This window comes from Kitasatospora sp. NPDC002522 (assembly GCF_053595195.1).
On record NZ_JBSFXE010000018.1, the window covers coordinates 71,780 to 84,435 of the forward strand.

The following is a 12,656-nucleotide window of genomic DNA, read 5'->3' on the forward strand; positions in this document are numbered from 1 at the left end:
CACCGACCGCCGAACCGCACCATCCGAAGGGGGAGCACGTGTCCAGGAAGCTGCCGGAGGAACTGGCCCCCGCGCTGGCCCGGACCGGCCACGCGTGGCCGCAGGCCGACGAGGACGGGCTGCGCCAGGCAGCCGGCCTGTGGCGGGAGTTCGGGACCGAGGCGGACCGGCTGGTGCGCCGCGGCGGGGACTCCGCGCAGCGGGTGGCCGGGGAGAACTCGGGCGCCGCGGTGGAGGCGTTCGCCGAGCACTGGCGGCAGTTCAGCGGCGGCGGGCGGGGGCAGTTGGACGACGCCTCGGCGGCGGCCGGGCTGCTGGCCGGGGCGCTGGACAAGGCGGCCGGGGCGGTGGACCACGGCAAGGCCGAGATCATCGCGGTGCTGACCGAGCTGACCGAGAAGATCAAGGCCGCCGACGCGGCGGAGGCCACGGCCAAGGCGCAGATCAAGGAGGCCGGGCAGCAGGCCACCTCGGGCATCGGCGGACTGATCAGCGGAGCGGTCGGGGCGACCGTGGGCGCGGTCAAGGAGGTGGTCGCCGAGGTCGAGGAGGCGGCCGCCGTGGAGAGCGCCAAGCTGAAGATCGGTCAGCTGCTGGAGCAGCTGGGCCGCGACATGGCACAGGCGGTGAAGGCGGTCGCGTCCGATCCGGCCGTCACCGCGCTGGAGCGGATCGCGGCCGCCGACGGCCGCGGGCTGCACGGCGAGCGCCGGGAGGCCAGCGTGGCGGGCCGGGCCGGGCAGATCACCGGGGTACTGGCCAGGTCCGGGGTGTCCCGCTCGGTGGAGGTCGCCGGGGTGGAGAGCGTGCGCCCCGAGCTGAAGGCGGACGGCACCGTCCGCACCGACCACCACGGAAACCCGGTGCTGGTCGGCACCGACGGCCTGGAGATCAAGGGCGTCAAGGGTCTGACGATCACTCAGGGGGCCGACGGCCAGCAGACGGTGGTCGGCGCCGACGGCAGCCCGGTCACCGGCATCGCGCTCGGCACCGACGGCAAGCCGCTGCTCACCTCCGAGGGCAAGCCGCTGCTGGTGGGCCTGGGCGGCGCGCTGCTCGGCACCGGCGTGGTGATGGCGCTCGGCGCCGACGGCCACCCCAAGCTCGGCTCGGACGGCCACCCGGTGCTGCTCGGCGCCGACGGCAGCCAGGTGTCGGGCCTGGTCACCGACCCGAAGGGCCACCTGCTGTCGGGCGGCGACGGCCACGCCGTCACCGTGAACGCGGCCGGCCAGGCGCTCACCCCGGACGGCCGGACCGTGGTGTTCGGCGCGGACGGCAGCCCGATCGCGCTCTCCGGCACCGCCAACGGCATGCCGGTCCCCGGCCTGGACGGCGCCGGCCCCAGCCCGGACGGCACCCAGCCCGGTCTCCACGACCCGCACGGCAAGCAGGACATCCACGGCGGCAAGCACGACCCGCTGGGCGATCTGCTCCCCGGTGGGAAGCCCGACAACGGGAAGCCCGTGCTCGGCAACGCGGCGGAGACCCTCACCAACACCACCAGCCAGCTGCTCAACCCGGACCCCGGTCAGCAGCAGTCCGCACCCGCCGGGTCCGGTGGCCGCGGCCACTGGGACCAGAGTGACCACCGCGGCGCGGGCAACGGCAACAACTCCCCCGTCTCGTACGGCGGTTCGGGCGGCGGCTCGTACGGCGGCCCGTCCGGCGGCGGCTCCGGTCCGTCCGGCGGTTCGTCGGGCCCGGACTACGACCTGCCGATTCCGCCGCGGATCCCCGGTTCGCTCCAGGTCGACGGGGTGCACGCGCCGCCCGCGCCGAGCGCCCCGCCGGTCTTCGACAACGGCGACGTCTGGGGCGGTGGCGGCGGCGGGAGCCACCGCGGCGCGGACCCGGTGTCGGGTGGCTTCGGCGGCTCGGCCGGCTCGTCCGGTGGCGGTTCGTTCCAGCTCGGCCCGGTGGGCAGCGGTCCGGCCGGTCCGGTGGGCGGCGTGCTGCCCGGGGCCGGTGCGGGCCTGCCGATGGGCGGCGGTCCGGTCGGCGGCGGCCCGGTGGCGGGTGCGCCGGTCGCCGGTGCGGCGGGCGGTGGCGCGGCCGGACCGGTCGGCGCTCCCGGCGCTGCGGCCGGTGCCCCCGGGGCGGGCGCGGGTGCGCCCGGTGCGGCGGGCGGCGGTGCGGCCGGTCCGGTCGGTGTGCCGGCGGCGGGGGCGGGAGCCGGTGCGCACGGTCAGGGCGGTGGCAGTGCCGCCGCGGTGATCGGCGTCGGCCAGCAGCCGGTGGGCGGACGGCCGGTGGGCGGCGTCGTGCCGCCCGCGGGCGGCGGCGGGATCGGCCAGCAGGCCCCCGGCGGCCCGGTCCGCTACGACCCGCTGGTGGACGGGCGCCGCCGCGACCTGCTCGACGACTCCGGGCTCCCCGTGCACCCCGGCCAGACCGCCGCGGCCTGGCTGGTGATCGCCGGCCGCGCCCCCGGCCAGGCGCCGCTGCCGGCCGCCCCGGTCCGCGAGCGGACCCTCGCCGACGGCCGCCCGTACGGGCTGCCCGGCGGGCTCGGCCCGGTCGACCCCGCGCACCAGGCCGAGGTGGTGCGCCGCACCCCGGTGCCCGCACCGGACCCGATGGTCGGCGAGTGGATCGAGGTGCTCAACGGCGGCGGCCCCGCCGAGAGCGGACGGTCCAACAACTGCGTGGACGTGGCGCTGTCCGCCGTCGACACCCTCGGCGGCACCCCGACCTGCGCCGCCCCCCGGCTGCCCGACGGCCCGGCGGGCGAGCGCGGCGGCCGGGACCGCGCCGAACGCGAGCTCGGCACCCGCTTCCTCGACCTCGGCGACGGGTCGGACGCGCACGCCAAGCTCGGCCAGGCCCTGCTGGCGCACGGCACCGGCACCCGCGCCGTGCTGCTCACCGTCGACGGGTTCGGCCGCTCGCACACCTGGAACGCCGTCAACCGCGAGGGCGTGCTCAGCTACCTCGACCACCAGACCGGCTACGCCGCGCCCACCCCGCTCTACCCGGCCGACCACGGCCTGTGGGCGATCGCGGTGGACGCCGCCGACCGGCCGATCGACCTGACGCTGCCGCTGCCCGCCACCGTCGCCGTGCCCGCGCAGGCGGCCGAGGCCGTGCCGGCGGCGCCCGAGCCGGTCGGGGTGGCCGCTGCGCCCGCCGGCCCCACGACCGAAGCCGCACCGCCGCGTTCCCGGCTCACCGTCCACCGCACCGCCGGGAGCACCCGCTGATGATCACCCGAGAGCAGGCCCTCGCCACCGCCCACCGCTGGGTCAACGGCGATCTCCCGCAGGAGAGTTCACGGCCTGTCAGGTGCCACGAGTTCGACCTCGGCTGGGTGCTCTGGCCGGAGCCCGCGCCGGTGCTCACCGACCCGCTCACCGGGGTGCGGCGCGCCCCGGAGGAGATCGGCACGGCCTGCGCCGTGGTCGACCGGCACAGCGGTGAGCTCACCGTCTACCCGTCCGTCCCGGTGCCCGAGGTGGAGCGGCTGTACCGGGACCGGCTCGGCGCCGGCAGCCACCGGCCCGGGCAGCCCCCGGTCACCGGCCCCGGCACCCGGGCCACCGTCGGCTACCGCGACAAGCAGGGCGAGCCGCAGAGCCTCACCGTCCGCTCCGCACACGGCCGCCCGCACCCCGCGCTGCGCGCCTGGCAGCAGCTGCGCGGGCAGGGCGTCACCGCCGAGGACGTCCTCGCGGTGCGCACCGACCTGCGGCTGTCGATGCTGCCCGGCGGCTACTGGGCGTACGCACTGGAATCCCAACTGCCAGGCGTCCGCGTGGAGTTCGAGCAGCCGTACGGGCCGCGCCACGACCACCGGGCGGCCGCCGTCCGGGCCCTGGCGGCCCGGGCCGGCACCCCGTACAACCGGGTGCCGCTGCCGCGCGACGTGCCGCCCGCGCAGCCGGAGACCGAGGACGGCCTGGCCAAGCGGCTGGCCGCGCAGTTCGGCGAGGACGGCGTACGGCGCTTCGAGCAGGCCGCCACGCTCGCCGCCGACCTGCCCGAGCCGGTGGCCCGCCCGCTGCAGCACACCGGGCTGCCGCGGGCCGTCGCCGGGTTCTTCGCCCTGCACCACCCCACCGCGGACGGCATCGCCGAGCAGGCCGCGCCGGTCCTGCCCGACCTCGCCGAGCACCTCGCCGCGCTCGGCCGCGGCCGGCGGGCCACCGCCGCCGCCCGCGCCGGACTGCTCGGCCAGCGGGTGCTCGGCAGCGACGGCTGGGCGCTGCTCACCGTCGACGCCGCCCAGGGCCGGATCCGCGCCGTCGACCCGGACACCTGCGAGGCCCGGTACTGCAACGCCGACCTCACGTCCTTCGTCCGCAGCCTGGCACTGCTCGCCGACCGCCACCCCCGGCTGCGCGACCTCACCCCCGAGCAGGCCGGACCGGCCGTCGCCGAGTTCCAGCACGCCCTCGCCGCCCTCGACCGGACCGCGCTGCGCGACCCCGAGAACTGGTGGGCCGTGATCGTCGAACAGCTCTGGGACGGCCTCCTGTGACCCACCCGGTCACCGGCTTGGACTAGGTTGGACGGTTATGCGACTCGGTGTGCTCGACGTAGGTTCCAACACCGTCCACTTCCTCGTGGTGGACGCCCACCCCGGTGCTGCCCCGCTGCCCGCGTACTCGCACAAGGCCGAGCTGCGCCTCGCCGAACTGCTCGACGAGCACGGTGCGATCAGCGAGACCGGCATCGAGCGGCTGATCTCCATGGTCGCCTCCTCGCTGCGCGTCGCCGAGGACAAGGGCGTCGTCGACCTGCTGCCGTTCGCCACCTCCGCGGTCCGCGAGGCCGCCAACGGCGAGGAGGTGCTGCGCCGGGTCGAGCAGGAGACCGGCATCGCGCTGACCGTGCTCTCCGGCCAGGACGAGGCCAAGCTGACCTTCCTCGCCGTCCGCCGCTGGTTCGGCTGGTCCTCCGGCCGGCTGCTCGACCTCGACATCGGCGGCGGCTCGCTGGAGATCGCCTGCGGCATCGACGAGCAGCCCGACGTCGCCACCTCCCTCCCGCTCGGCGCCGGCCGGCTGACCGCCCGGCTGCCCGGCGACGTCGCCGACCCCGGCGACATCCGCGAGCTGCGCCGGCACATCCGCGCCGAGATCGCGGGCGTGGTCGGCGACATCACCCGCCTCGGCCCGCCCGACCACGCCGTCGCCACCTCCAAGACCTTCAAGCAGCTCGCCCGGATGACCGGCGCCGCCCCCGAGGGCGCGGGCTCGCGCGTCCCGCGCAAGCTCACCCGCGCCGGCCTGTCCGCCTGGCTGCCGCGCCTCGCCGCGATGACCCCCGCCGAACGCGCCCAGATCCCCGGCGTCTCCCTCGGCCGCGCCCGCCAACTGCTGGCCGGCGCCCTGGTCGCCGACGCCGCCATGGACCTGTTCGGCCTGGAGGAGCTCGACATCTGCCCCTGGGCCCTGCGCGAGGGCATCATCCTGCGCCGACTCGACACCATGGACGGCAACGAGCACCGGATCGCCATCGAGGCGTAGCCCCGAGGTTCCTGATGGGTAATCCGGTGGCGGTGGTCCGTATGCGCCCCGCTAGACTCCGGCTGCCCTGGACCCGGTGACGGATGCCGGCGTCGGGCATTCCCACAGGGGGGGACGATGAGAGTGCTGCCGTCCGGAAGACCCAAACGCCTCGTGGGCCTGGTGGCCACCGGGGCGTTGCTGCTCGGCGCGCTGGTCGCGCAGAGCAGCAACGCCTTCGCCGCGGCTCCGGCGCCCGCCGCCGCGCAGCCCGCCGCCGCACAGCCCGCCGCGGGCCCGCAGGCCGCGCCGAAGGCGGACCCGGCGGCCGAGCACGCCGCCGCGGTGAAGCAGCTCCAGCTGAGCGACCCGGCGGGCGCCTGCCCGGCCGCGCTCGACCCGCAGACCGTCGTCACCTGCACGGTGCCGGCGTACGGCAGCGCCCAGCTCACGCTGACGCTGCCGCAGCAGAACGACCTGGTGATCCTCCAGGTGGTGTCCACCCAGTCCTCCGTCTACCCGACGCTCACCGCGCCCGACGGGTCCGCGGTCTCCTGCGAGAACGCGCTCGGCGGCGGCTTCGGCTACGGCACGGTCCGGTGCGCCACCGGCCAGGCCGGCACCTACACGCTGAAGGTGTCGTCCAACTACTACACGGACAACCCCGTCGCGCTGTCCTACCTGCCGCTGCTCTCCGCCACCGGCTGCAAGACCGTGGCCCCCGCGGACCGTAAGCTCGGCGCGCCGACGGCCTTCCACGGCTCGCTCGCGGCCGGCAGCGCCGGCGACTGCTACACCACCGACCTGGCCACCGGCGACGTGCTGCGCACCTCCGGGCCGGACTACCGGCTGACCTGGTTCGTCTACGACGGCGCGGGCAAGCAGATCTGCAACTCCTACGCCGTCAGCGACTCCTACACCGGCCTGAACTGCGGCCTCACCGGCCCCGCGCCGTACCGGGTGACGGTCCAACAGAACTCCGGCTCCGCCCAGGAGTACGACCTGCGGATCGCCCGGCTGTCCAAGCCGGAGGGCTGCGCGGTCGTCGACCCGCAGGCCTACGGCGCCGCCCCGGACCTGACCTCCACCGCGCTCTGCCGCACCCTGCGGGTGGCCGCGGCGGGCCGCCACACCTACGCCTCGCTCTCCACCGGGCAGAGCGTCAACGGGCGGCTGTTCGAGGCCGACGGCTCCCTGGCGAGCTGCCAGAGCGGCGACTGCGACCTGGCCCTCGGCGACCACACCTGGGTGCCGGACGCCAACAACCAGAACCTCGGCGCGTACGGGATGGCCTTCCACTCCGGCAAGGAGACCCGCGGCTGCACCGCCGGCGCCGACGACGGCCTGGTCTCCGGACCGGTCACCGGCACCTACGGCGCGCTCGGCCAGCAGCGCTGCCTGACCCTGCCGACCGCGAGCGGGAACGGCCTCTACCTCCTCAACCGCCCGCCCGCGGACGGCGGTCCGGTCGCGGTCGAGGTCGACGACGCCAAGGGCGTCAAGCAGTGCGACAACGGCGGCTCCGGCTACGGCTCGTGCAAGCTGACCGGCACCGCGCCGTTCCGCGCCGTGCTGACCGGCACCCCCGCCCAGCCGTACCAGCTGGTGATCCACCGCACCGGGAACGCGAACGGCTGCGCCGCGTGGCCGCAGTCCGGCTACAACGGCTCCTGGGGCGCGGAGGTCGCGCTGACCGCGAGCGTCCAGAACGCCTGCCTGAGCGTCCCGGCCGGTCAGCACTCGCCCGCCGAGATGCTCGACTACGCGAACAACCTGAACCGGGTGAACGCCGCCGTGTACGTGGTGGACGCCGCGGGCAACACCGCCTGCTCCACCCTCGGCTCGTCCACCACCACCTGCCAGCTGACCGCGGGCACGGCGTACACCGCCATGCTGGTGGGCGTCGGCCAGGCCGACACCTACCACCTGGTGCGCCGGGACATCTCGCCCAGCGCGCCGTGCACCCCGGTCTCCTCCACGCAGGTGGGCGGCCCGTCCACCGCGTTCGACTTCACCTCGGCGCTGGACGCCCGCTGTGTGCGGGTCAGCGGTGCGGCGACCGACAAGTTCTGGCTGAGCGGCCGGACCCTCGGCAGCCGCTACGACCCGTCCACGCTGCTGATGGCGGTGGACGCCGACGGCAAGATCCAGTGCCGCCAGTGGGGCATCTCCTGCAAGGTGACCGGCTCCACCTCGTACGTGGCGGTCGTGGTGGCCTCCGGCTACCAGGACAAGCCGATCCACGCCGACGTCGACGCCTGGAAGGTCGGCGGAGCCGGCGGCTGGGCACCCGAGTGCGCGGCCAACAAGCTGTCGGTGAACGGCTTCCCGCAGCGCAGCGGGGTGCTGACCGAGTCCGCGACCGCGTTCTGCGGCGTGGTGGACATGAAGCCCAACGACGGTTTCACCATCGGCGGTTCCTCCAGCTCCACCACCGTGGAGAACCCGTTCCTGTCGGTCGTCGGGTCCGCGGACTGGGTCGACCCCAACCTGACCTACCAGTGCATGCAGAGCTACGGGAAGTTCGGCGGCTCCTGCTCCGCGCTGTGGAACGCCGTCGGCGGCCAGGCCGTGCTGATCCTCAGCGCCAACAAGGCGGCCACGCCGGTCGAGTACACCCTGCAGGGCGTGCCCGGCGTCGGTGCGGTCAACTCCGGCACGCCGGACTCGATCAGCCCGTCGACCGGCCAGGCCGACACGCTGGTGCCGGCGGTGATCCACGGCGCCGGGCTCAGCATGGCCGGCAAGCTGCAGATCGTCCCGAACAGCTACACCGGCCTGCAGCAGATCAAGCCGGTGTCCCTCAGTGACGACGGCACCACGCTGAACGTGCTGGTCGACACCACCGGTCTCGCGCCGGGCAGCTACGGCCTGAGCAACGGCGGCGGCTACACCTCCGGGGTGCCGTCCCCGGGCTACGTGCCGAACGCGTTCACGGTGACCGCCCCCGCCGCGCCGGCGAAGGCGCGGTTCGTCCCGGTCACCCCGGCGCGGTTCCTGGACACCCGGGACGGCACCGGTGCGCCGAAGGCGCGGGTCGGTGGCGGTGGTGTGGTGAAGCTGCAGGTGACGGGCGTGAAGGGCGTTCCGGCGACCGGTGTCACGGCCGTGGTGATGAACGTGACCGCCGTCGACCCGTCCGAGGACGGGCACGTGACGGTGTATCCGGACGGACGGCCGCTGCCGAACGTGTCGAACCTCAACTTCGCCGCGCACCGGACCGTGCCGAACCTGGTGACGGTGCCGGTGGTGAACGGCAAGGTGGACCTGCGGAACAACTCCGGTGCGGTCGACCTGATCGCCGACGTGACGGGGTACTACACCGACGCGGCCGGGCAGGGCTCGGCGCTGACGCCGATCACCCCGGCGCGGTTCCTGGACACCCGGGACGGCACCGGTGCGCCGAAGGCGCGGGTCGGTGGCGGTGGTGTGGTGCAGCTGCAGGTCGCGGGTGTGAAGGGCGTTCCGGCGAGCGGGGTGACCGCGGTGGTGATGAACGTGACCGCCGTCGACCCGTCGGAGGAGGGGCACGTCACCGTGTACCCGGACGGCCAGTCGCTGCCCAACGTGTCGAACCTGAACTTCACGCCCCATCAGATCGTCCCGAACCTGGTGACGGTGCCGGTGGTCAACGGCAAGGTGGACCTGCGGAACAACTCCGGCTCGGTGGACCTGATCGCCGACGTCACCGGCTACTACGCGGCGACCGGCTCGACCTTCTCGGCGGTCGACCCGCTGCGGCTGCTGGACACCCGCTACGGGACCGGCGCGCGCGCCGGGAAGATCGGCCCGGACGGGATCGTCAGCTTCCAGGTCGGCGGCGTGGACGGGGTTCCGGCCGGTGCCACCGCGGTGGTGCTGAACGTCACGGTGACCGACCCGACGGTCGACAGCCACCTGATCGTCTACCCGCACGGGACGGACCGCCCGGGGGTGTCGAACCTCAACTTCACGCCCGGTGCCACCGTCGCCAACCTGGTGGTGGTCCCGGTCGTCGACGGGCGGGTGACGCTGTACCTGCACGCCGGTGAGACCCACGCCATCGCGGACCTCAGCGGCTACTTCGCGGCCTAGCCTCGGCGGTGAAAGGGCGGCACCCCCGGGTGCCGCCCTTTTCCGTGCCCAAGCGCACACCATTTGTCCGCTCCGTCTCGCTTAACCTGGTCGGCGTGGCGCTTTCCGAGGACGACGACCCGGTGAACGCCGCTGCCCCGGCCCGGCAGCGGCGCGAGCGTCGTGCCGCGCTGCCGCTGAAGGCGGCGCGGGCGGCCCGGGCGGCGCGCCGGAAGCTGGACGAGCGGGCGCCGCTGCTGCGCACCACGGACCGGCTGGTGCTGCCGCCGCATCCGGCGCTGCACGTGCCGGACACCAAGGTGGCGCTGTCGACGGCGTCGGTGTACCCGTCGACCACCGAGACGGCGTTCGACCTGGCGGCGCGGCTCGGGTACGACGGCGTCGAGGTGATGGTCTGGAACGACCCGGTCAGCCAGGACGTGGAGGCGCTGCGGCGGCTCTCCGAGGGGTACGCGGTGCCGATCCTCGCGGTGCACGCGCCGTGCCTGCTGATCACCCAGCGGGTGTGGACCTCCGACCCGTGGACCAAGCTGGTGCGGGCCCGGCGGGCGGCCGAACGGCTGGGCGCGGACACCGTGGTGGTGCACCCGCCGTTCCGCTGGCAGCGGCAGTACGCCAAGGACTTCGTGGCCGGGATCAACCGGATGGCGGGGGAGACCCACGTCCGGTTCGCGGTGGAGAACATGTACCCGTGGCGCTACCGGGACCGCGAGATGCTGGCGTACGCGCCGGGCTGGGACGTCACCGACGAGGAGTACCGGCACTTCACCGTCGACCTGTCGCACGCGGCGACCTCCCGGATCGACGCGCTGGAGATGGTCGACCGGATGGGCGACCGGCTGGCGCACGTGCACCTGGCGGACGGTTCGGGGTCGGGCAAGGACGAGCACCTGATCCCCGGGCGCGGCAAGCAGCCCTGCGCCGAACTGCTGGAGCGCCTGGCCCGGACCTCCTTCGACGGGCACGTGGTGCTCGAGGTCAACACCCGCCGCTCGGCCACGCCGGCGGAGCGGGAGGCGGACCTGGCGGAGGCGCTGGCCTTCACCCGGCTGCACCTGGCCGCGGCCCGGCCCACCGCCTGACGGACCGTCAGGCGGTAATTCGCCGGACAGCGTTGCGGACCCCGCCTAGAGTCAGGTCCATGATCAACGACAAGCCGGTCGAGCCGGTGCGCGCCCACGAGGCGGAGACCAGCGCGGACCCCAGCAGCGTGATGACCCTGCTCGCCGAGAACGCCGACCACACCACGTACCGCTCCAGCTTCGCCACGGGCGCGGTCGGAGCCCCCGCGCACTTCCACACCCGCGCCACCGAACTGTTCTTCGTCCTCGACGGCGCGCTGCGGGTGCTGCTCGACGACCGGGTCGTGGTGCTGGAGCAGGGCGACTTCCTCGCCGTGCCGCCGCGCACCCCGCACGCCTTCGCCGCCGCCCAGGGCCGCACGGCGGACGTGCTCTTCACCTTCACCCCCGGCATCGGCCGCTTCGACTACCTGCGCCTGCTCGGCCGGGTGATGCGCGGCGAGGCCGACCCGGCCGAGATCGCCGCCTCCGCGGAGAAGTACGACAACCACTACGTGGACAGCCCGGTCTGGCGCGCCGAACTGGACGCCACCGCGTGATCGGCCCCACCACGCACGTCCGGCTGGCCCGCCCGTCCCGGGACCTCGCGGCCGCGGAGCGCTTCCACACCGAGGGCCTCGGCCTGACCGTACTGTGGCGCACCACCGAGCGGGTCCCCGGCGAGCACGACCTGGTGATGGTCGGCTTCCCCGGCGGCGGCTGGCACTTCGAGCTGACCCACGACCCCGAGCACCCGCTGGCCCCGACGCCGACGGTGGACGACCTGTTCGTGCTGTACCTCGGTGAGCCGGTCGACGACGCGCTGGTCGAGCGGCTGGTGGCCGCCGGCGGGCGTCGGGTCGCCGCGCACAACCCCTACTGGGACGAGCACGGCGTCACCGTCGAGGACCCCGACGGGTACCGGCTGGTGCTGTGCTCCCGCAGCTGGCAATAGTCGAGAGGACGATCTGATGACCGACGAACTCCGGGCCCACGCGATGTCCTTCGGACCGGTGGCCGCCCAGTACGACGCGGCGCGGCCGTCCTACCCGGACGCGCTGTTCGACGAGTTGGAGCGCCTGTCCGGCCGGTCGCTGCGCGGCGCCGACGTGCTGGACGTCGGCGCGGGCACCGGCATCGCCACCCGCCTGCTGGTCGGCCGCGGCGCCCGGGTGGTGGCGGTGGAGCCCAGCGACGGGATGGCCGCGGTGCTCCGCCAGGCCAGCCCCGAACTCCCGGTGGTGAAGGCCGGCGGCGACGAACTGCCGTTCCACGACGCCTCGGTGGACTTCGTCACCTACGCCCAGGCGTTCCACTGGACCGACCCGAAGCGCTCCGTCCCGGAGGCGCTGCGGGTGCTCCGCCCGGGCGGCACGCTGGCGCTGTGGTGGAACGTGAAGGACCGTCAGGCCCCGTGGGTGCACGCCCAGGAGCAGCGGCTCGCGGCCGCGCTGCCGAGCTACCACTACTACGGCGGAGTGATCGCCGGGTCCGAGGAGTTGACGGCGGCGGGCCTGGAGACCGGGCACGTCCAACTGCGCTGGGAGCGGCAGGTGACCATCGACAGCCACCTCGCCGACCTCACCTCCCGCTCGTACTTCGCGGTGCTGGACGAGCAGCGCAGGGCCCCGGTGCTGGCCGCCGAACGGGAGGCGCTGCTCGCCGAGTTCCCGGACGGCCTGATCCCGGAGCCGTACACCCTGGACCTGTTCGCCGCGAAGCGGCCGTAGCGGTCGCAGCGGAGCCCCGGGGCAGGGGCGCGCCCGTGCTGCCCGCATCGCGGACAGCCGGTCCGGACGCGGGCGGTACGGGCGTAGGCTCGATGGGATACCACGAGTCTGTCGAAGGAGCGGCTCCGATGCCCCAGCTGAGGTCTGACACGGTCACCCAAGGTCGCAACATGGCGGGCGCGCGCGCCCTTCTGCGCGCCGCTGGCGTAGCCCGCGAGGACTTCGGCAAGCCGATCATCGCGGTCGCCAACTCGTTCACCGAGTTCGTCCCCGGCCACACCCACCTGCAGCCGGTCGGCCGGATCGTCTCCGAGGCGATCAAGCAGGCGGGCGGCATCCCG

Annotated in this window: 9 protein-coding genes; all 9 read left to right on the forward strand. The window is 74.7% G+C overall.

Going from position 1 to position 12,656, the window contains the following annotated elements; genetic code table 11:
- The first annotated feature begins 38 nt into the window (after window positions 1–38).
- The gene (locus ACWD4U_RS17560) at window positions 39–3,203 is read left to right on the forward strand and encodes a toxin glutamine deamidase domain-containing protein (protein ID WP_363451353.1); all 3,165 of its coding nucleotides are present in this window, start codon (window positions 39–41) and stop codon (window positions 3,201–3,203) included.
- Window positions 3,203–4,480 (forward strand): SUKH-4 family immunity protein, encoded by a 1,278-nt coding sequence (locus ACWD4U_RS17565; RefSeq protein ID WP_363451350.1) that lies wholly within the window; start codon window positions 3,203–3,205, stop codon window positions 4,478–4,480. The genes ACWD4U_RS17560 and ACWD4U_RS17565 overlap by 1 nt, the downstream gene beginning before the upstream one ends.
- A 37-nt stretch (window positions 4,481–4,517) precedes the next feature.
- Window positions 4,518–5,471, forward strand: coding sequence for a Ppx/GppA phosphatase family protein (locus ACWD4U_RS17570; protein ID WP_363451348.1), 954 nt, complete (start codon window positions 4,518–4,520; stop codon window positions 5,469–5,471).
- Between the two features lie 117 nt (window positions 5,472–5,588).
- Window positions 5,589–9,524: a hypothetical protein gene (locus ACWD4U_RS17575; protein WP_363451346.1), complete on the forward strand. Its 3,936-nt coding sequence runs from the start codon at window positions 5,589–5,591 to the stop codon at window positions 9,522–9,524.
- 254 nt (window positions 9,525–9,778) lie between these two features.
- Entirely contained in the window at window positions 9,779–10,606 is an 828-nt protein-coding gene (locus tag ACWD4U_RS17580) for a sugar phosphate isomerase/epimerase family protein (RefSeq protein ID WP_363451432.1), read from the forward strand.
- 59 nt (window positions 10,607–10,665) lie between these two features.
- On the forward strand, window positions 10,666–11,145 hold the full coding sequence (locus ACWD4U_RS17585; RefSeq protein ID WP_363451344.1) for a cupin domain-containing protein: 480 nt from the start codon (window positions 10,666–10,668) through the stop codon (window positions 11,143–11,145).
- Window positions 11,142–11,540, forward strand: coding sequence for a VOC family protein (locus ACWD4U_RS17590; RefSeq protein WP_363451342.1), 399 nt, complete (start codon window positions 11,142–11,144; stop codon window positions 11,538–11,540). The genes ACWD4U_RS17585 and ACWD4U_RS17590 overlap by 4 nt, the downstream gene beginning before the upstream one ends.
- A 16-nt stretch (window positions 11,541–11,556) precedes the next feature.
- Entirely contained in the window at window positions 11,557–12,315 is a 759-nt protein-coding gene (locus ACWD4U_RS17595) for a class I SAM-dependent methyltransferase (protein WP_363451340.1), read from the forward strand.
- Window positions 12,316–12,443: 128 nt separating this feature from the next.
- Window positions 12,444–12,656: dihydroxy-acid dehydratase domain-containing protein (locus ACWD4U_RS17600; RefSeq protein WP_449787219.1), on the forward strand; the 213-nt coding region annotated here is incomplete at its 3' end.